This is a genomic window from Ensifer sp. VA4 (assembly GCF_055710065.1).
Map to the genome: position 1 here is coordinate 211142 of NZ_JBVQPO010000009.1, position 23253 is coordinate 234394.

26 protein-coding genes and 1 pseudogene are annotated in these 23253 nt (G+C 60.4%); 6 read left to right on the forward strand and 21 right to left on the reverse strand.

What is annotated here, in order from left to right; genetic code table 11:
* The first annotated feature begins 116 nt into the window (after positions 1-116).
* From AC0C6X_RS17510 to AC0C6X_RS17525, 4 genes are all read left to right on the forward strand, one after another.
* Positions 117-1061, forward strand: a complete 945-nt coding sequence (locus tag AC0C6X_RS17510) for a Bug family tripartite tricarboxylate transporter substrate binding protein (RefSeq protein WP_173519904.1) — start codon at positions 117-119, stop codon at positions 1059-1061.
* Entirely contained in the window at positions 1058-1549 is a 492-nt protein-coding gene (locus AC0C6X_RS17515) for a tripartite tricarboxylate transporter TctB family protein (protein WP_247960955.1), read from the forward strand. The genes AC0C6X_RS17510 and AC0C6X_RS17515 overlap by 4 nt, the downstream gene beginning before the upstream one ends.
* A 14-nt stretch (positions 1550-1563) precedes the next feature.
* Positions 1564-3081 (forward strand): tripartite tricarboxylate transporter permease, encoded by a 1518-nt coding sequence (locus AC0C6X_RS17520; protein WP_472954346.1) that lies wholly within the window; start codon positions 1564-1566, stop codon positions 3079-3081.
* Positions 3082-3304: 223 nt separating this feature from the next.
* A complete protein-coding gene (locus AC0C6X_RS17525) occupies positions 3305-3472 on the forward strand; it encodes a hypothetical protein (RefSeq protein ID WP_089045897.1) in 168 nt (55 codons plus the stop codon).
* Between the two features lie 178 nt (positions 3473-3650).
* Here the strand turns inward: AC0C6X_RS17525 and AC0C6X_RS17530 are convergent, their stop codons facing one another.
* The 15 genes from AC0C6X_RS17530 to AC0C6X_RS17600 all read right to left on the reverse strand — a co-directional run bounded on the left by AC0C6X_RS17530 (position 3651) and on the right by AC0C6X_RS17600 (position 14750).
* Positions 3651-4097 carry a universal stress protein gene (locus AC0C6X_RS17530; protein WP_173519907.1) on the reverse strand — a complete coding sequence of 149 codons (447 nt, stop codon included), beginning with the start codon at positions 4095-4097 and terminating at the stop codon, positions 3651-3653.
* 187 nt (positions 4098-4284) lie between these two features.
* Positions 4285-4560, reverse strand: coding sequence for a hypothetical protein (locus AC0C6X_RS17535; RefSeq protein WP_210266661.1), 276 nt, complete (start codon positions 4558-4560; stop codon positions 4285-4287).
* A gap of 101 nt (positions 4561-4661) precedes the next feature.
* Positions 4662-5654, reverse strand: coding sequence for a P-type DNA transfer ATPase VirB11 (gene virB11 / locus AC0C6X_RS17540; RefSeq protein WP_173519909.1), 993 nt, complete (start codon positions 5652-5654; stop codon positions 4662-4664).
* Positions 5655-5664: 10 nt separating this feature from the next.
* The gene (virB10, locus tag AC0C6X_RS17545; RefSeq protein ID WP_173519910.1) at positions 5665-6837 is read right to left on the reverse strand and encodes a type IV secretion system protein VirB10; all 1173 of its coding nucleotides are present in this window, start codon (positions 6835-6837) and stop codon (positions 5665-5667) included.
* Between the two features lie 9 nt (positions 6838-6846).
* Positions 6847-7701: a P-type conjugative transfer protein VirB9 gene (gene virB9 / locus AC0C6X_RS17550; protein WP_173519911.1), complete on the reverse strand. Its 855-nt coding sequence runs from the start codon at positions 7699-7701 to the stop codon at positions 6847-6849.
* On the reverse strand, positions 7701-8372 hold the full coding sequence (locus tag AC0C6X_RS17555; protein ID WP_173519912.1) for a VirB8 family type IV secretion system protein: 672 nt from the start codon (positions 8370-8372) through the stop codon (positions 7701-7703). Before AC0C6X_RS17555 ends, virB9 begins: the two co-directional genes overlap by 1 nt.
* Positions 8373-8376: 4 nt before the next feature.
* Complete coding sequence (locus AC0C6X_RS17560) at positions 8377-8652, reverse strand: hypothetical protein (protein WP_173519913.1); 276 nt, start codon at positions 8650-8652, stop codon at positions 8377-8379.
* A gap of 37 nt (positions 8653-8689) precedes the next feature.
* Positions 8690-9625: a TrbL/VirB6 family protein gene (locus AC0C6X_RS17565; RefSeq protein WP_173519914.1), complete on the reverse strand. Its 936-nt coding sequence runs from the start codon at positions 9623-9625 to the stop codon at positions 8690-8692.
* Between the two features lie 3 nt (positions 9626-9628).
* Positions 9629-9859, reverse strand: a complete 231-nt coding sequence (locus AC0C6X_RS17570) for an EexN family lipoprotein (protein ID WP_173519915.1) — start codon at positions 9857-9859, stop codon at positions 9629-9631.
* Positions 9856-10554 (reverse strand): P-type DNA transfer protein VirB5, encoded by a 699-nt coding sequence (gene virB5 / locus AC0C6X_RS17575; protein WP_173519916.1) that lies wholly within the window; start codon positions 10552-10554, stop codon positions 9856-9858. Before virB5 ends, AC0C6X_RS17570 begins: the two co-directional genes overlap by 4 nt.
* Positions 10554-12920 carry a VirB4 family type IV secretion/conjugal transfer ATPase gene (locus tag AC0C6X_RS17580; RefSeq protein WP_472954355.1) on the reverse strand — a complete coding sequence of 789 codons (2367 nt, stop codon included), beginning with the start codon at positions 12918-12920 and terminating at the stop codon, positions 10554-10556. The genes virB5 and AC0C6X_RS17580 overlap by 1 nt, the downstream gene beginning before the upstream one ends.
* Positions 12913-13254 carry a VirB3 family type IV secretion system protein gene (locus tag AC0C6X_RS17585; RefSeq protein WP_247960967.1) on the reverse strand — a complete coding sequence of 114 codons (342 nt, stop codon included), beginning with the start codon at positions 13252-13254 and terminating at the stop codon, positions 12913-12915. The genes AC0C6X_RS17580 and AC0C6X_RS17585 overlap by 8 nt, the downstream gene beginning before the upstream one ends.
* A gap of 4 nt (positions 13255-13258) precedes the next feature.
* The gene (locus AC0C6X_RS17590; protein WP_060582384.1) at positions 13259-13558 is read right to left on the reverse strand and encodes a TrbC/VirB2 family protein; all 300 of its coding nucleotides are present in this window, start codon (positions 13556-13558) and stop codon (positions 13259-13261) included.
* The gene (locus tag AC0C6X_RS17595; protein ID WP_472954359.1) at positions 13555-14226 is read right to left on the reverse strand and encodes a lytic transglycosylase domain-containing protein; all 672 of its coding nucleotides are present in this window, start codon (positions 14224-14226) and stop codon (positions 13555-13557) included. Before AC0C6X_RS17595 ends, AC0C6X_RS17590 begins: the two co-directional genes overlap by 4 nt.
* Before the next feature lie 2 nt (positions 14227-14228).
* Entirely contained in the window at positions 14229-14750 is a 522-nt protein-coding gene (locus AC0C6X_RS17600) for a hypothetical protein (RefSeq protein ID WP_246304583.1), read from the reverse strand.
* A gap of 93 nt (positions 14751-14843) precedes the next feature.
* Here AC0C6X_RS17600 and AC0C6X_RS17605 point away from each other — a divergent pair, with 93 nt between their 5' ends.
* Entirely contained in the window at positions 14844-15212 is a 369-nt protein-coding gene (locus AC0C6X_RS17605) for a MarR family transcriptional regulator (RefSeq protein WP_173519920.1), read from the forward strand.
* A gap of 216 nt (positions 15213-15428) precedes the next feature.
* Here the strand turns inward: AC0C6X_RS17605 and AC0C6X_RS17610 are convergent, their stop codons facing one another.
* From AC0C6X_RS17610 to AC0C6X_RS17620, 3 genes are all read right to left on the reverse strand, one after another.
* Positions 15429-16892 (reverse strand): hypothetical protein, encoded by a 1464-nt coding sequence (locus AC0C6X_RS17610; protein WP_472954363.1) that lies wholly within the window; start codon positions 16890-16892, stop codon positions 15429-15431.
* A 121-nt stretch (positions 16893-17013) separates the two neighbouring features.
* Positions 17014-17718 (reverse strand): autoinducer-binding transcriptional regulator TraR, encoded by a 705-nt coding sequence (gene traR / locus AC0C6X_RS17615; RefSeq protein ID WP_472954365.1) that lies wholly within the window; start codon positions 17716-17718, stop codon positions 17014-17016.
* A 169-nt stretch (positions 17719-17887) separates the two neighbouring features.
* Entirely contained in the window at positions 17888-18847 is a 960-nt protein-coding gene (locus AC0C6X_RS17620) for a LysR family transcriptional regulator (protein WP_472954368.1), read from the reverse strand.
* 151 nt (positions 18848-18998) lie between these two features.
* Here AC0C6X_RS17620 and AC0C6X_RS17625 point away from each other — a divergent pair, with 151 nt between their 5' ends.
* Entirely contained in the window at positions 18999-19892 is an 894-nt protein-coding gene (locus tag AC0C6X_RS17625) for a nucleotidyltransferase and HEPN domain-containing protein (RefSeq protein WP_472954371.1), read from the forward strand.
* A gap of 222 nt (positions 19893-20114) precedes the next feature.
* Here AC0C6X_RS17625 and AC0C6X_RS17630 read toward each other — a convergent pair whose 3' ends face one another.
* The 3 genes and pseudogenes from AC0C6X_RS17630 to AC0C6X_RS17640 all read right to left on the reverse strand — a co-directional run bounded on the left by AC0C6X_RS17630 (position 20115) and on the right by AC0C6X_RS17640 (position 23019).
* Positions 20115-20396: a hypothetical protein gene (locus AC0C6X_RS17630; protein ID WP_472954373.1), complete on the reverse strand. Its 282-nt coding sequence runs from the start codon at positions 20394-20396 to the stop codon at positions 20115-20117.
* Between the two features lie 116 nt (positions 20397-20512).
* A pseudogene (locus tag AC0C6X_RS17635) lies at positions 20513-20836 on the reverse strand (M20/M25/M40 family metallo-hydrolase); the annotation flags it as partial.
* Between the two features lie 425 nt (positions 20837-21261).
* Positions 21262-23019, reverse strand: coding sequence for an adenylate/guanylate cyclase domain-containing protein (locus AC0C6X_RS17640; protein ID WP_472954455.1), 1758 nt, complete (start codon positions 23017-23019; stop codon positions 21262-21264).
* Positions 23020-23253: the final 234 nt, after the last annotated feature.

Sequence of the window (23253 nt, forward strand, 5' to 3'; positions counted from 1 at the left end):
GGGAGGAAGCCACCAATCCGGTCAAGCGATAAGGGTCGAAAGAACCCGTCGCCGTCTTCCCGTCCGCACGCAGAAACAACGTGCGCGGTGAAAACGCGCCTCACGGAGGACTGACCTTGAAACATTTTTTCCTCGCAACGATTCTCGCCGGCGCCATGGCACTGCCGGCCTTTGCCGCTGACTACACCATCATTGCACCGGCAAACCCGGGCGGCGGCTGGGATCAGACGGCCCGCTCGCTGCAAACGGTTATGCAGCAGGAAGGCATTTCCGGCAACGTTCAGGTTCAGAACGTACCGGGCGCCGGCGGCACCATCGGTCTCGCCCAGTTCGCAAGCCAGCAGAAGGGCAACCCGAACGCCCTGATCGTCGGCGGCTACGTCATGGTCGGCGCGATCCTGACCAACAAGTCTCCGGTTACCCTCAAGGACGTGACGCCGATCGCCCGCCTCACCGGCGAATATGAAGCCGTCGTCGTACCGGCTGCTTCCGAAATCAAGACCATGGGCGATCTCGTCGAAGCGCTGAAGAAGGATCCGGGCGCGGTCTCCTGGGCAGGCGGCTCGGCCGGCGGTACCGACCATATCGCCGTTGGCCTGATCGCCAAGGCTGCCGGCGTCGATCCGACCAAGATCAACTACATCGCCTACTCCGGCGGCGGCGAAGCGCTTGCAGCAATCCTCGGCAGCCAGGTGACGGCTGGCGTTTCGGGCTACGGCGAATTCGAATCGCAGATCAAGGCCGGCACGCTTCGTCTGCTCGCAGTCTCGGGCCCCGAGCGTATTGCGGGCGTCGACGCTCCGACGCTGAAAGAGGCCGGTGTCGACGTCGTCGTCGAGAACTGGCGCATGGTCGCGGCTGCTCCGGGCCTGACCGACGAGCAGAAGGCGGCCGTTTCGGCCGATATCGAGAAGCTTGCCAAGTCCGCTGGCTGGCAGGAAGTGCTGAAGACCAAGGGCTGGCAGGACAGCTACCTCGCCGGTGACGCCTTCAACGCCCAGCTTGAGAAGGACGTTGCGGCAACCGAAGGTGTTCTCAAGGACATTGGACTGGTGAAATGACCAAGGGGCATCACCCTTCCACTCCAACGCGCCGCCCGGATCGGGCGGCGCTCTTCATCGCGGCGGTTCTCGCCGCTATCGCTGGACTCATTTTCTGGGACGTGTCGCGCTTGACCGGTACTGCCGGTTATTCTCAGGTCGGACCGACGACGGTCCCCTATGCGATCGCCTGGTGTCTTCTCGGTCTCTCGATCTGGACCGTGTTCGAAGCGCTCCGCGGCGATTTTCCCGAGCGTGAGCGCCAGGAGATTGCCCCGGTCATCTGGATCGTCGCAGGTCTTGCAGCCCAGATGCTCCTGCTCAACGTCGCGGGCTTTTCGATTGCCACCGGCATTCTGTTTGCCTTGACCGCACGCGGTTTCGGCAAACGCAAGCTCTGGCTCTCTCTCCCCGTCGGCATCGTGCTCTGTTTCGTCGTCTGGGTTGTCTTCGCCAAGCTCTTGCAATTGTCGCTGCCCGCAGGGCCGCTTGAACGCCTGTTCTTCTAAGAGGGCCGACGACCATGGCTACTTTTGATTTCCTGCTGCAGGGATTGTTGGTTGCTGCGCAGCCGATGAACCTGCTCTATGCGCTGATCGGCGTGACGCTCGGCACGGCCGTCGGCGTTCTGCCGGGCATCGGCCCGGCGCTAACCGTGGCGCTCCTGCTGCCCGTTACCTATCGGCTCGACCCTGGCGGTTCACTGATCATGTTCGCCGGCATCTATTATGGCGGCATGTATGGCGGCTCGACCACGTCGATCCTCTTGAACACGCCTGGCGAAAGTGCCTCGATCGTCACTGCGCTCGAGGGCAACAAGATGGCCCGAGCCGGCCGCGGTGGTCCTGCTCTGGCAACGGCCGCAATCGGCTCCTTCGTCGCCGGCCTCATCGCCACGCTCGGCCTCGCCTTCATCGCCCCCTACATTGTCAAACTGGCCCTGGTATTCGGTCCGCGCGAGTATTTCGCGCTGATGGTTCTTGCCTTCGTCACCGTTTCTTCGGCCTTCGGCGACTCCACCCTTCGCGGCCTCACGTCGCTGTTCGTCGGCCTGGCACTTGCGGTCGTCGGCATCGACCAACTGACCGGCCAGGCGCGCCTTTCGTTCGGCGTTCCGGAACTGCTTGACGGCATCGAAGTGACGACGCTCGCCGTCGCGATGTTCGCCATCGGCGAAACGTTGTTCATCGCCGCCCAGGGCGACAAGGGGCCCGACAAGGTCGAGGCTGTCCGTGGGTCGGTATGGATGAGCGCTGCCGACTGGGCGCGTTCCTGGAAGGCCTGGCTGCGTGGCACCGTCATCGGCTTCCCGATCGGCGCCATGCCAGCCGGCGGCGCCGAGATCGGCACCTTCCTGTCCTATGCGACGGAAAAGCGTCTGACCAAACATCCGGAAGAGTTCGGCAATGGCGCGATCGAGGGTGTCGCCGGTCCGGAAGCGGCCAACAACGCCTCTGCCGCAGGCACGCTCGTGCCCCTGCTGACGCTCGGCCTGCCGACGACCGCGACGGCCGCGATCATGCTCGCCGGCTTCCAGCAATACGGCCTCCAGCCCGGCCCGCTGCTGTTTGCCACCAACCCGCAGCTCGTCTGGGGATTGATCGCCAGCTTGCTGATTGCCAACTTCATGCTGCTGGTGCTGAACCTGCCGCTGATCGGGCTCTGGGTGAAGCTGCTGACGATCCCGAAACCCTGGCTCTATGCCGGCATTCTCCTGTTCGCGACGCTCGGCACCATCGGCGCCAATCCGTCGGTCTACGAACTCGGCATGCTGCTTGCGTTCGGCCTGCTCGGCTATGGCATGCGTGTCTTCGGCTATCCGATCGCCCCTGTCGTCGTCGGACTGATCCTCGGGCCGCTTGCCGAACAGCAGCTGCGCCGGGCGCTTTCGATCAGCCAGGGAGACATCACGGTGCTGTTCACGTCGCCGATTGCCGCCGTGCTGCTGGTGATCGCGGCTGCCGCCCTGATCGTACCGCTGATCCTCAGGGCCCGCGGCCGTGGCGAAGTGCTCGCCCAGCTCGCGGCCAGCGAAGACTAGATCGTTGAAACGACGCAATTCCGAACGGAAAACCGTTTCAAACTTTTCGTGGGATTGCTCTGAATAGCGCCTCCTCCCCAGGCCTATCCGCAGGCCCGGTCGGTTTGACTACCGACCGGGCCTGCTTCCATTGCATGGCTGGGGTGCCCGATTGTGCATTGCAAAAAGAACGGTGAAAGCCCATCTTTTCCTCATCAGAGAGAAAACGAAAGCGAGCAAGAAGATGGCTACCACAACTTACCACAAGGGTTTCATCGGCCGTGCGTTCGCAGTTCTCGGCGCTGCCAGCGCTGCCGCCGCCGCTGTCGAAGGTCACCGCCGCCCGAAGGCAAGCGACCTGCGCACTCTCGGCATCGACCCGGCAAACTTCCCGGACACGCGCCGCGGCTAACCAATTCCAGCGCCTCGAGGGGCGCCTTATCCTCCCAAGGATCAAACGGCCCGGGATCGGAAGATCGCCGGGCCGTTGCTATGTTGGAAAAGCGCGTCCCCCTCATCCGGTACCGTCATACGCCTTCAGCGCGCTGCCGGCGCACGCAGGACATAACGACGCGTAGAGCTACGTCGCCTCATTTCTTCGCGCGATAGATCAATACCGGTATCGTCGAATGAGCCAGCACCTTGGCAGCTACGCTGCCGAGCATCAGGCTTCCGACGCCACCGCGTCCATGCGATGCCATGATGATGAGATCGGCATCTTTCTGTGTCGCTTGGTCGATGATTGCTCGGTAGACCTCGTGGCTGCTGACCTGCTCCGTCTGGCATGTCACGCCTTCCGCCTCTGCTTTGCGCGCCAGAGCCGCCAGCATTTCCGCGGCATGCTTGCTGGCCAGCGCCTCATATTCGTCGCGCGTGCCCGACAACTGCTCGGGATCGACCGAAAAGAGATGGTATGGTTCGGTAACCGCAAGGATGGTCACTTTTGCGCTGACCTCCTTCGCAAAAGTTATGCCTGCATCGACCGCGATTGTTGCCAGGGGCGAACCGTCGGTGGGTATGAGAATGTTGCGAAACATGGAATCCTCCTCTTCCGATTTCCGGAAAGAGCCTAGCACCGACGGCGGCCTATTCCTTGATCCCGATCAACGTTCCGCACTTCAGCAGGGAGGCGACGAGTTTGCCTGAGAGATGGCTTGCCGTTTCCCACATTAAATGGCCCCGATCGCGAGACCACCACGCAATTTTGCGTTCTGGCGAGGCCGCTTAGCGGCCTTTTCCGAAACGAAAGAAATCCCGCAGTCGCCGGCGCAGGATATAGGACCAAGGTACGTCTGCCTCGATCGCCTCGTAGCCGGCCCGTGTCAGCGAGAATTCGACGCGGCCATCGTCCACTGCTCTTCGCGTAATGTATTGCATGTTCAGGGCGCGGAAAACCGCCGGATGCAGTTCCGGTGGCCAGTAGATTTCGTCTGCCGGCACCCGATAGGCACCAGCGTTATAGAGCTCCTCAAGCACATTCCTTAGATCAATGGCCAGCATTGAATGTTTATCTGGCGCAGCACGCGGTTTGGCAATGCACGGCACGACGACCCAAAGAGATAGGGTCGAGGTTTTCAGCACCGTTCTTGAACATCTGTCCGTCAGTGGGCTCTGAAATAGATCTCGGTCACGCGAAACTGCCCATCGATGCGCTTACATTGTACGACGACGTCAATTGCAATTTTCAGGAGTTCGCGGATGTCAGTGCGCTCCAGGTATTGACCGCCCTCCGATTCCTTTACGAGTAGCGTCAACTGTTCAAACGCCAGTTTCGCGGAGTCGGCGTGCACCGTCGTGATCGAGCCGGGATGCCCAGAGTTCACGTTGCGGATGTAATAGAAAGCCGTCCCATCGCGCAGTTCCTGTAGAAGGATTCGATCGGGCCGCATGCGCAGACAGGATTCCAGGAGTTCCTTCGCACCGACTCGCGCAAGCCCTTGGCCTCCCTTGGAATAGAACAGCCGGACGTGGTTCGGCTGCTGGATCACGAGTTCCGGCGTGTCTTCGATCGAGATGACCCGCTCATCATCCGGAATATGACGAATGAGTGCCTTGGAGAGCGTGGTCTTCCCCGACCCCGTCGCCCCTGAGATCACAATATTCTTTCGGGCCAGCACCGCTTGGCGGAAGAACTCGGCCCACGCGCCCCTTTGATGCAGATCGATGAGTTTCCGGTCCGTCGCACCGGCCACGTGACTACCGGGCGTCATATCAGCGAACAAGCCAGCCTTCTCCAGGTCATCGAGCGTGAATGTGACCAATGATGGCTTTCGGATAGTGATGCTGACCGTGTTCCGAGCGGTCGCAGGCGGGATGACGATCTGGATTCGCTCATCCCCCGGCAGTGTTGCCGACAGGATCGGCCGCGTTTCATCGATGGATTGATGGGAAAAACTGGCCACGGCCCGGGCAAGACGCATCAGCTTTTCGAAGGATAGCTCCGGCAGATCATGGGTCCGCCATCCTCCGGAGCCTTCCGTCAGCACCTGCCCAGGCCTATTGACGATCACTTCGTAGAGCGAGGAGTCGTCAAGGAACGGCGCGAACGGAGACAGCAGTTCACGAACGACCGCAGCGTCAGGACCCTCCGTCATCGCCCCTACCCTACTTCGTCACGAGCGTCGACCGCGGGCTGAAATCCCCCAGCACCGCGCGGTCAAAGACCTTGTTCTTCGGCTCGGTCACCCGCAATCCGTAAACACCGGAAAAGTCGAGATCACGTGCGACGAAGATCGAGACGAGCTCGCCTTGGTGCTTGTTGAGCGTCGGAGGAATGTTGATTGATTGCTCGACAGCGATGGCTGCCGCCTGCTGGCCCGCGTTTGTGGTGTTCTCAGCGTCGACGTCGCTGTTCCGCAGGCGACTGTTGGCATAGCTCGTGGCATCACCGACGATGGATAGGAGAAGCGCACTCCCGAACCGCTCCCACCAGTGGGTGTCGACATACCCGTCGACGCCGGCCCGGCCGAGCGCATCCGTCGCCGGCGAGGCCAAGGTGACGATGACGCCGTTCGGGGTTTTTGCACGGCTCCAGAGCACGAAGAGGCGCTTCTGTCCTCGCTGTAAGCCGCCCCGATATTCGCCGACAACTTGCGTGCCTTTCTCCAGCAGCACGACCCGGCCATTGTCCGAAAGGACATCCCGGTTGATCACGCAGCTTGTGAAGCCAGGCTGATCGGATGCCATGGCCGTTTCCAGGACACAGGGTATCGAGGTTCCCATCGCAACGATGAAGTTTCGATTGCCGAGCGTGCCGGCGCGCGAGCCTTCAAGCCTGGTCGGCCGTAGCAATCCGTTGAACCGCTGTTCATCGGCACTGGCCGCATTCTGGTCGATCATGTTTCCATCGAGCGGCAGGAAATTGCTGTCCGTCGACATGGCGGGACCCGCGGTCTCACGGTGCGATGTCGTGTTCTTCTGGCCACCGCTGAAGGCCATGACCGGAGCTCGGCGCGCCGAGTCGAGCAGCGGATCTTCGTCCTCCACCTTCTCAGGCGCGAGCGGGGTCGGCAGCCTCATTTCTGGCACGGCTTGGGCCGGCTCTACCTTTTCTTTGACCGGCTCGAAATTTGCCGTTTGCCGGATGACAACCCGCTCGGCTCTGGTTGTGTCCGTCGGAGTCTTCTCGCCGCTCATCGACCACAGAGCGAAGGCGATAAAGGTAACAACGGCCAGCGCAACCGCGCCGCGCCTCAAGGCGGGATTGCTGTCGATCTTCCCGCCGGAAACCGTTTCGGCGCGTTCCCCCGGTATCCGGCTTTCATCTTCATGAACCATGACCGCTTCCTATCGCGTCACGTCGGCGTCGGTTCGAACGATGCGCTCGACCGACGGCGAGGTCGTATTGGTGTCCGGGTTGATACCTGCCCGATCGTAGGCCTCATTGAAGACGCAGAGCACGTCCCGTCCCCTCCGCAGGATGAACTTCCGGCCAATCGCATGGACCAGGACGAGATTCCCATCTACGGATTTGGGCACAAGGCTCTCGCTGCCGTCCGAGTTCTCTATGTAGACGGCCGGCATTTCCTGATTGCCAACGAAGGAAAAGGTCGTGACCTTGCCATTGTCGTAGACCGATTGCGGCTCCAGGGCTTGGGAGCCTTGCGCCGAGTAGCGCCAATTCCGCGGCCCATAGGTCTCATGAATGGCCAGCACGTTGTCGGCCTCCTTCGCCTGTGCGGCGACCGCTCGCGCCGCCGCGGCCTGGCGCTGCCGTTCAACTTCGTCGGCGGGATAGCGGTACTTGACGTAGAAATAGGTATTCTGGCCGACCTCCACCGTTCCGTCTCGCACCGTCAGCTCCATCTGGTAGCTGCGCGTGGAGCCATCGCGCCGTGTGGTGACGACAGAGAGATTGGTGACTGGCTGATTTTCCCGGGGTTTGAGGAACAGGATGTTGCCGGCCGGTGCGACCTCCCAGGCGACGCTGTTGCCAAGCGCGACATGGGCAATCTCCTCGTCGGCCGCGAACTCGACCTGCACCGAGGACCGCAGAGAGCCGATAATCCGGGTGATGTTGTACGGCTGGTAGTCGACGAAACGGACACGGCTGTCCTGCGATGCGCCACGCGGGATTTCGAGGGCGAGCGCCGTGGCGGCGGAGGTCGTAAGGAGGAGGGTGGCGACGAAAATAGCCCGCATCAGTTGATGGCCTCCGGATCGGCTCGGTATTCGCCGACAGCAAAACCGAGAGGATTCACCAGCCGATCCGTCGATGACATCGGCGCATTTGCATAGGAGAAGGTGAGCGTCGCAACCCAATGTGTTGTCCGTACTTCTTCCCCGCGGGTGATCGTGCGCATGTAGCGGACAGATACGACATGCGGATTGATCAGTGAGATCGAGGCGATGCTGATGCGTGCGGTGGCGCCGCGCCCGTAGGTGTTCTGTGGCGACTCCGGATTGCTGCCGCGATAGAGCGCCGAAAACCGAGCCTGCTCCGGCTGCGTCGAGAGAAGCGCGACTGTGCGGAAATTCTCTTCCGCCTCGCTCCAGACGTAGCCTTCGCGGGCGCGGACGTATTTCGCGGCGAAGTATTTGGTCACAGCCTCATCGTAAGTGCCGGCCGTCGACGTCAGCGCCGAGACGACATCGACGATGCCAGTCGAATTGTCGACCCGCACGACAAACGGCTCGACCGTTTTCAGCGGCGTGAGGCCAGCGACGGCAAATATGGAAGCGCCCGCAAGGATACCGGCCACGATGGCCACGGACCAGGCGATGCGTGCCGAGCGCTCGACCTGTATCATGCGATCCTGGTCGAAACGCCGCGCCCTTTCGAAATATGTCTTGAGTTCGTCCGCGGAGACCATGGCGTCAGCCCTCGCATGGACGATAGGAGGCGTCGATGCCGAGATGGGCGAAGGCGGGAGGCTCCCTGCCCTTATTGACATAAGCGGTGGCGACGGACTGAGAGGCCGCCGGTCGCGCATCCGACTGTTTTTGTTTGAGGTAGCTATTGTCTTCCCACTGCCACATGGCGCGATTAAGCGGGCGGCGCGAATAGCCGTCGCATTTCGGGAGCGGATACGTCAGCGACGCACAGCCGCTTAAGGCGACCGCCATGCAGAGCAGCGGAAATGTTCTGATCATTCCTGAAGTGCCCTTTTTCTTGTTCGTGCGAAAAGCGTCACGATCCCGAGCCTTTCGACGTGAATGTTCGAGCAACCGCCCGGGCACCGCGTCCGGCCGCACGGGCGGTATGGGACGCCGCCCAGGCGAGCGTGCTTTCGTGGGCGTCGCGTGCAGCACCGTAGCCGTAGGTCAACGACGCGCCGCCGGCGGCAAGCGCCGAAGCGATGTTCGGCAGCTGATAGAAGACATAGAGGGCAGCGAGGCAGATGGCACAGAGCGCGGTTGGACGCATCAGCACGTCGCTATATCCTTGAATTGCCGTGAAGGTCGTATCAATGCAGGTGATCAGCAGTGAGCCGACGGCGACAACGAGCACCTGGAGGATCACGAAGCTCACAATCTGTCCCAGCCACGCCTCGGTGAAGCGCCGCGTCGCCTGGAACATGGCGAGCGCCACGAAGACCGGTCCGATCGCGAGCACGATGGCGAGCGCCAGCCGGGCATAAAGCGAAACAACGTAGCCGATCGCCGCTACCGTGAAGCTCGCGCCGATCACCATTGCGCCACCGATACCCAACACAATACTCGACGACCAAGTGGCACGGGACCAGATATCGATGGCCGAATCCTGTCCCTTGTCGAGCAGACTGTCGAACGTTGTGGCGCTCGGCGCCGCGCCGGTATTCAGTGCCTGCGATATCTCACGCGGCAACACCTCGAAGAAGATGTTAGCGACATAGGTTTGGTACTCGTTGGCGTTCTTCGCCAGCATGACGATGATGGAGAGCTTGATCGCCCGATAGGCGAAGTCAAGGATCGGCTCCTGGACCGACCCGCGAAGCACAAGGTAGCCATAGAGCACCACATAGAGGGTGACCGCTGCCGTCAGTGGGCCCGAGATCCACTCGGAGACGTTCGAGGTCCCGTCGGAGATAAAGGTCTCCAGCGGTGCCTTGAACTGCTCGTCGACGAAGGCGAAGACCTGATACATGCCTCAGCCTCCAAGCGCTTTTCGCATGCGTCGAAAGCGAGCCTTGAAATCTGCGGCCGCCGCGTTCTGGCAATTCGGGGTATTGCCTAATTCACCGGGGTTGTTGCCACACGTCGCCATGATTTCGGCTAGCAGGGCCTCGTCGGCGATGAGTTCGTCGACAGTGTAGGTCCGTTCGGCTTGCTCGGAGCAGCTCACCAACAGGACAGCGAGAAGAACGATATGGCCCTTCATTGCAGTGCAGCCTTCATTGCATCCATGCGCCGGCGCCAGTCCTCCACCTTGCGCTGCTCGTCGACCTGTGCTTGGGCTTGCTGCACCATCCGAAGGGCCTCCATGCGCAGTACATCGGTCTGGAGGAAAGCTGTCTCCGCCTGAAGTCGCGCCTGAAGGTCGGCAATGTCCTTGGCGTCAGCCGCCGTCGAAATCTTCTCGCGCAGTTGGTCAATTCCATCGACGCGCTTGGCCGCGGCATCGTAGATATGCTGCGCCAGGCTCATCTGCCCGGCATTCTTGTTCTGAATGCGCGAAAGCTCCTGCGCGTAGAAGTCATCTGCGCTGGTCCGATAGGTCGAATTCCCCTCAAGGAACTTTGAGGCCGTATCGCCGAGCACGCCCGTTCCGCTTCCCTTGAACAGTCCCTCGATGACGTTAAAGTCCCCGGGCAGCGCCTTGCGGACGGCAGGATCGTTCAAGACGCCGGCAACATCCGCCATGTCGGTGATCTTGTTGAGCGAGCTGTAAAGCTGCTGCGCCTGCTCTATCTGCTGGTTGAGCGCATCGAGCTGGGCTTTCAGTTGGGCGATACTCTCGAGGTGCTTGGCGATCGCGGTCCGGTCGATCACCGGGATTCCCTGCGCGGCTGCCGTGCCGGCGGAGAGAATGAGCGCTGCGGCTATTGCCGCGCCGTGAATTTGATAGGAAGCCATTAGCTCAAACTCCTTCTTTGCTGAAAAATCGGAAGCCAGTCCGCGGGCCGGTCGCCGACCTCTGCGCGGATCGTATCGGCGAGTTCGATATTCGCGGTCCGGCCAGAGAGGATCGCGAGCTCATCGTCGAAACCGCCGAGGTTCAGCTCGGCGACGACGCTGTTATGTCCCTGCTTCAATATGAACCGGCGGCTCTCGACGGAGAGCTCGCGTGCAATGAGTTCGTACTCCCGCTCGGTGAGCTTAAAGCCGTCGACATAGTCGGCGTGGTCACCGCGGGCATTCGGTAGGAAGATCTGCGTCGGGCATTGCTCGATGATCGTATGAGCGATCGGCGATACGATCGCATCGCGCGGGCTCTGCGTGGCAAAGAGCATAAGGCCGTTCTGCTTGCGGATGGTCTTGAGCTTGTTCTGTGCGAGATCGCGAAACCCTTCGTCCTGGAGCGCCTTCCAGAACTCATCGATAACGATGATAATGCGCCTGCCATCGATCAGCTGCTCAACCCGGTGGAAGAGGTAGGCCATCAGGGGCGTCCGGATTTCCTCGTTGTCGAGGAAATCGGTCATGTCATAGCCGACGAATTTGCCGTCGAAGCCGATGTCCTCAATGATGTTATCGAACACCCAACCGAGCGGGCCCCCTCTCTCCCACCGCCGCAGCCGCGCGGCAATGCCTTCGGGATCGGCGTTGTTGAGGAAGGTCCTGAGCGCGCCGATCGTCCGGCGCTCCACCGGCAAGTCGGCAAGGCCGTCGATGGCGGAGGCGATGTCGCGGAGTTCGGTCACAGTCAGTTCCCGTGTTGCCGAGCCGACAAGCCTGCCGACCCAGCGCGTGAGAAACACCTTGTTATCCGGCGTCAGTTCCAGTGCCTTCAGGGGAGCGCACCCGGTCGGGGCACCATTCTCGAGCGGCAGATAGGTGCCGCCGGCGGCGCGCACGTAGAGATCAGCTCCCCTGTCCTTGTCGAAGAACACCACATGCGGGTCATGCTTCTCGAGCTGCGACAGCATGAAGTTCAAAAGCACGGTCTTGCCGGCGCCAGACGGTCCGCAAACGAAAGTGTTGCCGAGATCGCCATAATGGAAATTGAAGTAGTACGGTGACCCCGACGCCGTCTTGAGAAGAGCGACGGCAGGTCCCCATTCATTGCCGTCCTTCCGACCGATCGGGTAGGAGTGGAATGGCGCGAGCGCCGCGAAGTTGCGCGACGTGATCGCGCCGGACCGGGCGCGATAGCGGAAGTTCCCTGGTAGTTGTGCCCACCAGGCCGCCTCGAGGCCGAGATCCTCGCGCGCGACGACGGCGGCGCCACTGGTCAGGCTGGCGCGCGCCTTGGCGAGATTGTCGGTCAGTTCCTTCACCGATGGGGCAAAGACGGAAAGCGTCAGGTGGTGCTCGCCGAGCACGAACCGATTGGACTCCAGATCGTCCATCGCCCCATCAAGTTCCTCGATCTGTGAGGCCGCCTTGTCGCCACTGCTGACCATCTGGTTTTGCTTGCGGCCCATGATCACGCGGGCGTCCGCCTTCGAGACGAAGGAGAAGGATTGCGCCAGGATCAGTTCGAAAGGACTGGTGAGCACACCGTCGAGCATGCCGGTCCGAGTTCTGGCCGGATATTCCTTAAAACTCAGCATGCCGGCAAAGCGGCTTTCGGCCTCGTGCCGGATCTCGACTGTCTCGCGGCCGACAATGACACGATCCGAGTAGATCGCCGACGCGATGCCCCCCTCCGTCAGCGGGATCGGCTCGCGCCGGCCGCCGACGAACTGATGCAGCACTTCGCTCGGCTCCGAGAACAACAGGCCGTCACGTTCGTAGAGGCACAGCACGCGGGGCTCGAAGCGTTTCAACGCCGCTGTGACATCGACGACCTTGTCGCGGAGCTGCTTGAGGGCTTCCTCGTCGAGTTCTGCCCCGGCCTGACGTGCCCGACGCAAGCGCGCCAGCAGCCTTGCCGCCTTGTCGGCCGGATCGCGGGCCGGAGACCAGAGGATCGTCAGATAGAGGTCGTTGCGAAACAGGTCCTCGCCAACCATGCGTGCGCGATACTTATCATTGAGCGCCGCCGAGAAAGGTGTGGTGAACGTGCCTTCCGGATAGCTGTTGTCGCGACGGCGGATGAGATGGGTCCACAAGGCAAGCCGCTCGTCGGCGATGTTCCGATAGAGCGTGTTGAGGTCCCGATGCAGAGCATTCAGGTCGAGAACATCCGCGGTCTCGAAAGAGACGCCTCCGAGCGCGATCATTACCATCAGCGCCCGGGAATCGAGCGCGATCGTCGACTCGTCGACATGGCGGACATAGGGGATGAAGGTCTCCGGACCGAGTTCGCGAGATCTGAGTGTGGTCAGGCTAGGCAAATCCGAGGTCCCTTTCATCGTATTTGCGGGCGAGCTTCAGGGGACTAAGCGTCGCTCCGCCCCAAAAGGCGCTGTTGCGCGACCGGCCGCGTGTCTCCACCCAAGCCAGCAAGATGCGGAACATGTTGTGGTCGTGTTTGACGAGCGCGCGGAAAATGAGGTGAAAGACGACGCCAACAGCCAAGTAGGCGATCGAGCCGGCGATGATGTAAAGAATGGTCGTCAGCATGATGTTCACGCCCATGGCTTCCATCGTCACGCCGGCGATCATCGCCGGCCGGGTGCAAGCGATGAACAGCGTGTCTTCCTCAAGGATTGGCCGCGAACTCGCCATGGCGTCAGCTTCCGACGATGGTGTTCACGAGTTCGGTAGCGCCGAAGATGCCGCCAATGCCGATGATCCAGAACCCTGCGCGCCTCAGATCCATGTAGCCGAACATCCAGGCTATGCAGATCACGATGATCGCGATGACGGCCAGAAGCTTGGCGATGTTGCCGGTCAGCATATCGACGATGTTCTGCAGCACGGTCTCGATGCCGGCCGCCTGCGCGAAGGCAGGTTCGACCATGGATGCCAGGATGGCCGTTGCCATTACGGCGGATGCGGCGATCGGGCGGATACGGGCGCTGAAAGTCATTCACTCTCCTCCATTTGACTGTTCTGAAACACGAGGACGGAGGACCTCCGTCTCGATCTGAAAACGTCCCAGGACGGCACCGACACCGTTTGATCGGCCAGGGCCTCGTCCTTGCGGGCATCGCCGATCGCCTCGACAAGAGGCGCTTCGTTGAGCTCCCTCTCCCGTCCTTCATCTTCGATCATGAGAGTCGTGATGGTGCTGGCGAGCCGGCTTTTTTCCTGGCGGACCTGCTCATCGTACCTGACCATCGCGCCGACAGAGGGATCGTTCCGTCCGTAGTAGGAGTGCAGCATCACCTGTTCGGCCCGGCCCGGGTCCGCGCCCGCTTTCACCGCCAGCCGGTAATATCCGTCGAGAATGGTCGCCGTGGCCCGAAGGTTGAGGCATGGGTCGAAGGCATCTGAAATCGAAAGGTTGAGCTTGCGGAGTTCTTCCATGCCGACGCCGCCGAGACCGAGCTGGATGTCCTGCCGGCCGGCTGCCATTGACGTGGCGATTGCGATCGCCTCCACCTTGGTCGTGGGCTGCTCCGAGAGTGGTGCGCGGCTGTTGACCCGGATGGCGAAGGGTTCGAACCGGCTTTCAAGGCTGACGATGGCGGCGAGCGTCTCGGCTGCAATTGTGGGTGCGCACGTTTGCGCCAAATCGAGGAACGCAACAGGCATGCTCAGTACCACACTCGTTGCTTGCCAACACCGTCGATGGTCACGTCGATGTAGTGGGGTTGCGGGCGTATGTTCGGTCGCATCGTCACATAACGCTGGCACTGCGTACGGCCGTCTCTCCGCCGCCACGCTGCCAAGGACGTCATCCGGTCCTCGTTGGAGTAGCATTCCGCGTTCGAGACAGTCTGTGGCGTGGTCGAGACACAACTCGCTTCGAGCCCGTGGTCTCCATACCGCGTTGTCAGGCGATAACCGTCATTGCAGTAATAGGGGTCGTATCGAGGGCGCGAGGTCTGAAACCCAACGCCGCTGCAGGTGGGAAAGGAGCGCCCTCTTGCAAGCGCGCGCCAGAGCCTGTGGATTGGCGCCCGGCACTCCGCGTATTGCGTCGGACCGCTCGGATTGGAAAGGCACAGGATAACCTGGCACCCCCATTCGGCCGCTCGCGCTTTACTGTCGAAAACAAGATAGAATGGCGCTAGACTGGCTGCAGCGACAAATGCCCATGCAAGAGACTTGTTCATGACCACCACCTTCACTGACGCGATTGTGCGCAATCCTAACAGCGGCGCAATTTCGCGACGCGTTTTACAATCATATATCTGACAGTATAAAAAATGACAAGCGCACTCAATGCCCATTGGCAGAGCCAGCTGTTTTCGGCTTACGCTCTGCAAGAAGTTTTCGACAAGCCGGTTGAGGGAGAGACGCCGCAATCGCGTTTGAAGCAGGTCGGAATGATGACAGTGCTCTACATGATGCATCAAAATCACGAAAAGCTAACCCTTTCGAATATAACCAAAATTACCGGACTGACCCGCAATGCAGTGGCGGAATCGATCGATCCTCTTATTGAGCGGGGCATATTGACCGAAACGATTGTGAAGAACTCGATGGGACGAGGAACTGCGAGGCAGTTTGAGTTCTGCCCGGACGTTTTCGAGCGCCTAAGGTTAAGCCCTGAGCAGCAAAAACCTGGAACTTAGTGATTTTTTTACGACACTAACGACGGCGGCGTTGAACCAGCCTGCGCGCTGACCATTTGGCGCAGCAACTTCGAGCAGCTTCGTGACCTTCCAAGAGGGCGTTGGTTTGGGGGCCTAAAACTTCAATTCGGCCATCCAGATCTGCTTTTCGACGGCCGTCGGGCGAACGCCGGCATCGCGTTCACTTACAAGGCAGATTCCCAAGAGGTACGCTATTCACTTGGCCGTTCGCCGCAGCCCTTCCAGTAGCGGTCGCAGCTTGTGCTTGCGCCGGTGCTGCTCGATGAGCGCATCGAGGTGCGCAAGCCACTGGCCGGACCGTCCGCAAACCTTATGCGCGCGTGCGGCAATACCGAGCCACAGTGCGGCCGCCTCGTAGCGGCTTGATCTTCCTTCAGACAGAATCGGATCGGCCATGCGGCACGCAAGGACAATCACCCAATCGGGGTGATCCGCCAATGCCCGTTCAGCAAGCCGACCCAGCGTCGGGTCACGCGAACTGAAGAAGCGCGTTTCCTGCAGGTTTATGCAAGCAACGGCGTCGGCGACCAAGTCCTCGTCGAGCAAGATTTCGATCCGCTCATTGGCGTAAGGTGCCGCCATCAGTGCCGCCAGCAGCATCTCCCGCAACTTGGGCCAGTCGGCCGGTCCGGCGAGTTTCTCGGCCACGCGGAAGTCTTCACGAGCAAAGCTTTCTTCGAAGGCTATGTGCGCTGCCCTGAGCATCATGTCCCGATTGCCCGCCTCATGCGCCTTCTCGCGCAGCCAGCGGGCCAGCAATGCCCTGCCCGTCCTGTGACACCAATTTTCTTCACCTTCGCCGCGCCCGTCTCGCGACAGCCCCCAGGCAGCAAGGTCGATCGCGGTTTCCAGCTGGCCAACTGCAGCGACGGCCTCGGCAAGCCGCAAGACATCACCATGTGTGGTTAGGCGCACATGGGCGAGCGCGACCGCCTCATCGACACGCCCCGTCTGCGCCAGCTTCACAACATGGTCGCAATGAAACCCCGCCGCACGGGAAAGGTTGAGGAAATGCTCACCACGCCCCATGGCTTCGAGCGCGGCAAGTCGGACCCGTGTCAGATCGTCATCGAGCGGATCGCTACTTCCCCCAGGCGGCCAGCTCTGCCCAAGCCCTGCAAGCGTCGCCTGAAGGCCTGGCTCGTCCCAGCCCTGCATGCAAGCTGCAATGGCAGTAGCAAAGGCATCGTCGGCGCCAAATTTTGCGAGTTCGCCCTGCCAGTCGGCCAGCTCGCCGGCGAGGTCATCGCGCGCCTCCTGTGAGACACCATCCATGAGGGCGGCTTGAGCGATCAATTGATCAAGCCGGGGAAAGAACTCGTGCAGCGTTTCATCCCAATCGGCGTTTTCCGGCCAATATGCGGCCAGCCCCGAGGCCACGGGCATCAAGATCGTCAATGCATTGGCGCCGCGTCCTGCGGCAAGAAAGGGTTCAGCCTCGTCAATCAGTTGTTCGATTGCCGCTTGATCGATACCCGCAGCCCGCTCGCCCCAACTGTGCCGATGCCGTCCGGAACCGGTCGAAGAGAAAAGCGCTTCGGCGCGACGACGATACGGCACCGGATCGAGCGGCGTGCTTGCCTCGTCAGCCACCGAAACCGCAAATCTGGCATCGAGCCAAAGGGCAAAACCCTCGTCTATCTCGGTGCGTTCGAGCACAAGTGCCTCAAGCCGTTCACGCGAGATCGTCCGTAGAAGCTCCGCGCGCTTATTCTCCGCCTGTTTCATCTGTACTCCTCAAAACTTCGACTTCAGATGCTTGGCGGCGAAACGTTTGCCTTCAAATCAGCTTTAGCTTCGTCGCCAGAGCCGTCGCCTGCGGAAGCGAGTAGGCATTAAGCTTCCTGCGCGCTTTATTCATGTGAAAGTTGACGTTCCAGTAGCTCATGTTCTCGATGTCGGCGATTTCTCTCATGGATTTGCCCTCGGAGGCCCACTTGAGCATAAGCGCCTGCCTAGCGGTCAAGCCGATGCTCGGTCTTGCTGTAGGTTCAATGTTCGTTTGCTCGATCCGCACATGAAGCTGGGCGACCGCCATGGCGGCCGCTACCGGATCGATATCCCCTTTCAGCGAGAGGGAAGGCTTGTGTGAGGCCATGGTCAGCATTGCTATACGTCTGAACGCAGTCGCGACTGGAATGGTGATCCCCGACCGAATGCCGAAACCGGCGGCGTCCAGATAAAACTGCCGAACGCGCCTCGATCTGACAGTCCTTGAATTTTCGGACGACCAGGTGAACACCTTCATTGTGGCCCTGGCAATCTGGATTACGGGATCGATCTCGTTGAAGCTCTTGGCGAAGTACCAATCCTGCCATTCGGGATGATAATTCGAAACGGCGAATGTTCCGATTGGTTGAAGATTAAGGTAGGCGTAATACTCGAAGCCGAGTTCTTCCGCGAGCTCGGTGAGCGCTTCGTTGAACATCTCCTTGGTACGCGCCACGGTGGAAACATCGGTTAGCTTCTGAAACCAGCTCTTCACCTTCTCCTCCTTTTTTTCCTCTCGTCTTACTGAAACAATGCTCGGCCCGGCAACATTCTGGACCTTTTGGGAAGCAGTCGGCGAGTTGTGCTCCTGTCTCAACTCGCCTTCAGTATGAAGGTCCAACGACCGTCGTTGCCAACCTCTGGCGGCCTACGTTGCCACTTACCTAATCGCCATGCGCCGGCAGAGGGCGCTTGGTGTTGTTTCTTCCGGAATGGTCGCCCACAGCTTTAAGCGATCTTGATGCCGCCGCCAGCGTGCGGGCAATTTCTACGATCTCTTCACGGTTCGCGGTAGGGTCCTCTTTGTTCCAGGCAAGCCCCATGCCGATCGTGAAATCCACCCCCTCCACTTCCCGAAGGCGAAACGACTGGCGGGGCAAATCCCTGGTCCATTCCGGCACGAAACCTACGCCCATCCCGGCCGCGACCAGCGAAACCAAGGAGAGCGTGTCGTCGCAACTACAGGCAACCTGATCGAGGAGGCCAAATTTTCTGAACTGCTCGAAGAAGTACTTTTCCGTGTAAGATAGATTCGAGCGGGAAAAAGAGATGATCCTCTCCTGTTTCAGATCGCTCATTGTGACGGTGTCCGCCGTCTCAAGCCGACTGCCAAGTGGCACCGCCAGAAGATATCGTTCGTTGGCGATGCTCTGCCAACGGAGCGATCCAATGTTTTCGACCGGCCGGATGAAGCCAAGGTTGATACGGCCCTTCTCCAGGTCGCGGATGATTGCATCCGTGGAACCGCTGCTCACGTGAATCTGTATATCGGGAAATCGCTTGCCGAGCTTGTTTAGAAAAAGCGGCAAGACACCGAAGGTCGCGGGATATATGGTTCCGATGGTGATCCGATCGACATTCTTGCCCGCAACGGCCCGGACGACAGCGGAACTGTTTTCGATCTCCCGCAGAACACTGATGCACCGCTCATAAAAAACTTCGCCGGCTTTGGTCAGTTGAACACGACGCGTAGAGCGGATGAGAAGCTGCACGCCGAGCTCTTTTTCCAACGTTTGTATCTGCACGCTAAGGGCGGGCTGCGCCATGGAGAGCGTGGTCGCGGCGCGACCGAAATGCAACTCCTCGGCCAGGGTTGCAAAACATCTCATTTGACGGAGTTCCATTCGCCTGTCCTTTGCATCCGCGCAAGCCATTCCACAAGGATACAGATCATCCATTAATCGTCAAATTAGATCAATCTGTTATTTTTTAATAATGTGAAACCCATGAATTCCTGCAGTAGACGGCGAATCGTCTTTGTCCTATCGGTTGCACATGAAAACGAGCCTCGAACACCTTCCGGAAAAGAAGCAGCGCGAGCTTGCCCGCGTTGTGGAGATCATCCACGAGGAGTTTGCCGATGCGCTCGAGGGTGGCTCGGCCGACTTCAAGAAGCGCGGGCGGATCCTGAAGATCATCCTGTTCGGCTCCTACGCCCGCGGCACTTTTGTTGACGAACCGCATACGATGAAGGGCTATCGCTCCGATTACGACATCCTCGTCATCGTCAATTCGAAGAAGCTCGCAGAACCGCAATACTGGGACAAGGCGAGCGACCGTCTAATGTGGGATAAGGGGGTCTCGACGCCGGTGGGGCTGATCGTCCATGGCGCCCGGGAGGTGAACAACTTCCTTGCGGATGGGCAGTATTTCTTCGTCGATATCCTGCGCGAGGGCATCGTGCTCTACGAACTCGACGACCGGCCTCTGGCCGAGCCGAAACGACTCTCGCCGGCCGATGCGCTCAGGGTGGCGACGGAGCACGCTAATCTTCATCTACCGGAGATTGGAGACCTGATCGCAGGTTCAAGATTCTATCTGGCGAAAGAAAACAAACGCCGCGCAGTATTTGAACTACATCAAGCTGTCGAATCGGCCTATTCCTGCGTGCTCCTCACCCTGACCAACTACAGCCCGCCGTCGCACAACCTCAAATTTCTACGCGGTCTCGCCGAGGATCGTGATCAGCGGCTGGTCGAGGCCTGGCCGCGGGATCAGCATCGCTTTACCGCCTGGTACAACGTTCTCAACGAAGCCTATGTGAAGGCACGCTATTCGAAGCACTTCGATGTCACCGAAGAAGCGCTCGCTTGGCTTATCGAGCGAACCGAACACCTCCACCGCCTCGTCGAGATGATCTGTCAGGAGCGGCTGGCGGAATTGGAATAGGGCTCAGCCCAGCTCCCACATGCCTACAGCTCGGCACGGCATGCGTTGAAATGAGATCAGGGCGCGATCAACCTCGGGATCGTGCCGCCCGAAGGCGCCCTCGACCATGCCCGAGACGTCCCTGCCGTCGGCGCCCCATCTTTGTGCAGTGTCTATGTTGCCGCGCTTCAGGGCTTCGTCAGCGACGACGAGGTCTGATAGACGTCCTGTTTGCAGGATGCATCAATTAGCGATCCGCCTGGTGCACTGGTTCTCTCGTTTGATGCAGGCGATCTCCGCCGTCGAGCATTCGGCAACTCCATTGACGACTGCGCAGTGCGAGCACTGGTCGGTGAATTCCAGGCAATCCGGATTGGCCCTGATGAAGGCCTGCAGGCTGCTATCCTGGGCCTGTTCCGGTTGGGCTGGAGCGTCAGCGCCGGGCGTATCCGCCGCGTGAGCAGCGGTGATCCCCGCGATGGCAAGCGCCAGGCAAAGCGCGACACGAATGCTGGACTGCCTCATCGCCTGCTCCTCCTCTAAGCACATCCGACGCGACGTGAAACGGCTCTCGGCCGAAACTGCGCAATGTCGGAGAGTGCCGCCACGACGCCCGCCGTGCAAGCGATCGCCAGCCGCCCTCACCCCAGTTCGTTGCGGATCGCCCGCATGAACACCTTGGCGCCGATGCCGATCAGATCGTCTGGAAAGTCATAGTCCGGATTGTGCAACCGCGCATGGTTTTCGCCGGCGCCGAGGAAGAACATCGCCGCTGGCGCCACCCGGCCGAAAAGCCCGAAATCCTCCGATCCCTTCATCGGCAGCACGCCCTCGCCCTTGTCATGGCTGACGCCCTCCTCGTCCATGGCGCGCTCGAGCGCGGTCACCGCAGCCTCCGCATTGCTGCACTGGTGGAACACGTCCTCGTAGCCGATCGTCACCTTCAGCCCCGCAGCCTCCGCCTCCCTGTGCCTCTAGTTCATCACGGTCGATCAGAAACATTCACGCCCCTCAGGTTCTTTATCCGGACAGAAACGCCAGTTTCCGGCTCCACTGCTCACGCCTCTGGACAACGCATAATCCTGGACTCCAAAAGTCTCCCAACCACGACCTTAGATTTCATTCGAGGAGCCTCAAGATCTACACAACCTACGGCTACATTTCGAAGTCGGCAATGGGCCCGAAGCGGAAGCCCGTAGTTAGCAAACAAGTCATTCCGCCAACGGTTCCATATAGCAGAGTTCCACCCTCGCGACCTGCGAGGAACGTAAAAGGTCGACCCGAAGCGGCCTTTAGCGGATTCGCAGTTAGCTGAAACTGAATAAACTGTCGCTACGGCCAAGTTCTCTCGACGAGAGGGCAACTATTGGTAACAGAGTCTGTAGCCGGGTCACTCCGCCAAGCTTGCTTTTCGCAAGCCAGCGATGAACTTCTCGGCATCCGCGGGGTCCCGGAATGGCAGGCGGCCGATATGCTCTACGGGGGAGTATCTCGGATTGATTCCTTTGAGCTCCCGCCAAACCTCGCGGGCCTCATCCAGTTTGCCCAGATGGCCCAACGCTGAGGCGAGGAAAGCGCGCGACAGGTCTGTGGTCGGACTGACGGCGATCCGATCCCTGAACAGGGCTGCCGCTTTTTCGTACTCGCCCATCACGAAATGGGCCGTGCCGAGAAAGTGCACGTACTGGTGCCCGAAGGCCGGATCGAGGCGCATCGCCCGTTCAGTGTACGGGATCGCCTTCGCCGGCGCTCCCGTATAGAGGTGTACGAGGCCCGCGAGGTTGAGCGCGGGCGCGTAATTGGGGTTGAACGACAAGGACCGATCGGCCTCATCAGCCCATTGCTCGTAATTTTTCTGGAAGAAGGCAACTAAAGCAGCGACATAGTGGCTGAAAGGGTCCTTGTCGTCCCTGGCGATCGCCTCGCTGGCGAAGCGCTCGGCCTGGTCGAGCGACGTCTCGGGCGTGTCGCTCCAGCGGTTTTGAAAATCCAGGACATACGCCATGCTCTGACCCGCATAAGGGGCGGCGTAGTTCGGATCGAGCTCGATCGCCCGGCGGAAGCACGCGGTCGCCTGATCGAACATCTCACGGTCTTTTTTGACGCCGCGGATCAGCTCACGCCCTCTCAAGAATAGATCATGGGCATCCATGTCCTTTGTGCCGCTATCAATGTTGCGCGATTTTTCCGCTTCGCTGAGCGTGACCTTCAAAGCAGCCACGATCTGCTCCGTAATATCGTCCTGGACCTCGAAGATATCGGTGAGTTCGCGGTCATAGCGCTCTGCCCAGATGTGGCCGCCGGTCGAACCGTCAATTAGCTGGGCGGTGACGCGAACCCGGTTGCCGGCCTTGCGAATGCTGCCTTCGAGAGCGAACTTGACGCCGAGCTCGCGGCAAACCTGAAGGACGCTGAACGCCCGGTTCTTGTAGACGAATGCCGAATTGCGCGCGATGACGAAGAGACCGGAGACCTTGCTGAGGTCAGTGATGATGTCCTCCGTGATGCCGTCACTGAAATATTCCTGATCGGCGTCGCGGCTCATGTTGTTGAAGGGGAGAACTATGATCGACGGTCTCTCCGGCAATGGCTGCTCCGCCTGAGCTGCCTTGGGCGTCGGCGTGATGCCGTCCCGCAGCCAGCGCCAGACGAGCACCGGCCGGTCGATGTTTTTGAGCTGCTGCTTTCCCAGGTCTTCGAAGCGCAACTCGAGTCGATCACGCACTTGGTCATACACCGCCTCCGAAACGTAGACGCCGCCTGCTTCAGCCAGCGCCTCCAGGCGGGCGGCGACATTGACGCCGTCGCCATAGATGTCCTCGCCATCAATGGCCACATCGCCCAAATTGATGCCGATGCGGAATTCGATGCGTTGCTCTTCCGGCACGGCGGCGTTGCGCTCAGCCATCGCCTGCTGCATCTCGGCAGCGGCGCGCACCGCCTCCACGACGCTGGCGAATTCGACCAGCAATCCGTCCCCCATGAGCTTGACGACGCGACCATGGTGATCCGCGATCCTCGGACCAATCAGGTCAGTCCGCAGCGCCTTGAGCGCCGCGAGTGTGCCGTCCTCATCAGTCCGGATCAGACGCGAGTAGCCAACTACGTCAGCGGCCATAATGGCGGCGAGGCGGCGTTCCACATCGATTTCCTCCCACCTGAGAGAGTAGTGGATCGCTAGCCGAGAATCCACGAAAGTGTTGAGCCGGAGCGTTCCGCAGACCCGAAGCGGCGTTCTCGGCGAAGCGCTGCTGGCTGGCCAATGTGAAGGCCAAAGTTCGACCCTGTGCAGCCGTCTGATATGCAAGGGGGCAAAGACTGCTTCGAGCCCGTCCCTGTCGTTGCGAACCGGCGAGGAAGATCGGCACTGGGTCGGATAAGG

Bases quoted from the DNA above. Each gene is read 5' to 3' on its own strand.
- AC0C6X_RS17515 (WP_247960955.1), top strand. From the start codon at position 1,058: ATGACCAAGGGGCATCACCCTTCCACTCCAACGCGCCGCCCGGATCGG.
- AC0C6X_RS17520 (WP_472954346.1), top strand. From the start codon at position 1,564: ATGGCTACTTTTGATTTCCTGCTGCAGGGATTGTTGGTTGCTGCGCAG.
- AC0C6X_RS17525 (WP_089045897.1), top strand. From the start codon at position 3,305: ATGGCTACCACAACTTACCACAAGGGTTTCATCGGCCGTGCGTTCGCA.
- AC0C6X_RS17530 (WP_173519907.1), bottom strand. From the start codon at position 4,097: ATGTTTCGCAACATTCTCATACCCACCGACGGTTCGCCCCTGGCAACA.
- AC0C6X_RS17535 (WP_210266661.1), bottom strand. From the start codon at position 4,560: ATGCTGGCCATTGATCTAAGGAATGTGCTTGAGGAGCTCTATAACGCT.
- virB11 (WP_173519909.1), bottom strand. From the start codon at position 5,654: ATGACGGAGGGTCCTGACGCTGCGGTCGTTCGTGAACTGCTGTCTCCG.
- virB10 (WP_173519910.1), bottom strand. From the start codon at position 6,837: ATGGTTCATGAAGATGAAAGCCGGATACCGGGGGAACGCGCCGAAACG.
- virB9 (WP_173519911.1), bottom strand. From the start codon at position 7,701: ATGCGGGCTATTTTCGTCGCCACCCTCCTCCTTACGACCTCCGCCGCC.
- AC0C6X_RS17555 (WP_173519912.1), bottom strand. From the start codon at position 8,372: ATGGTCTCCGCGGACGAACTCAAGACATATTTCGAAAGGGCGCGGCGT.
- AC0C6X_RS17560 (WP_173519913.1), bottom strand. From the start codon at position 8,652: ATGATCAGAACATTTCCGCTGCTCTGCATGGCGGTCGCCTTAAGCGGC.
- AC0C6X_RS17565 (WP_173519914.1), bottom strand. From the start codon at position 9,625: ATGTATCAGGTCTTCGCCTTCGTCGACGAGCAGTTCAAGGCACCGCTG.
- AC0C6X_RS17570 (WP_173519915.1), bottom strand. From the start codon at position 9,859: ATGAAGGGCCATATCGTTCTTCTCGCTGTCCTGTTGGTGAGCTGCTCC.
- virB5 (WP_173519916.1), bottom strand. From the start codon at position 10,554: ATGGCTTCCTATCAAATTCACGGCGCGGCAATAGCCGCAGCGCTCATT.
- AC0C6X_RS17585 (WP_247960967.1), bottom strand. From the start codon at position 13,254: ATGGCGAGTTCGCGGCCAATCCTTGAGGAAGACACGCTGTTCATCGCT.
- AC0C6X_RS17590 (WP_060582384.1), bottom strand. From the start codon at position 13,558: ATGACTTTCAGCGCCCGTATCCGCCCGATCGCCGCATCCGCCGTAATG.
- AC0C6X_RS17595 (WP_472954359.1), bottom strand. From the start codon at position 14,226: ATGCCTGTTGCGTTCCTCGATTTGGCGCAAACGTGCGCACCCACAATT.
- AC0C6X_RS17600 (WP_246304583.1), bottom strand. From the start codon at position 14,750: ATGAACAAGTCTCTTGCATGGGCATTTGTCGCTGCAGCCAGTCTAGCG.
- AC0C6X_RS17605 (WP_173519920.1), top strand. From the start codon at position 14,844: ATGACAAGCGCACTCAATGCCCATTGGCAGAGCCAGCTGTTTTCGGCT.
- AC0C6X_RS17620 (WP_472954368.1), bottom strand. From the start codon at position 18,847: ATGGAACTCCGTCAAATGAGATGTTTTGCAACCCTGGCCGAGGAGTTG.
- AC0C6X_RS17625 (WP_472954371.1), top strand. From the start codon at position 18,999: ATGAAAACGAGCCTCGAACACCTTCCGGAAAAGAAGCAGCGCGAGCTT.
- AC0C6X_RS17630 (WP_472954373.1), bottom strand. From the start codon at position 20,396: ATGAGGCAGTCCAGCATTCGTGTCGCGCTTTGCCTGGCGCTTGCCATC.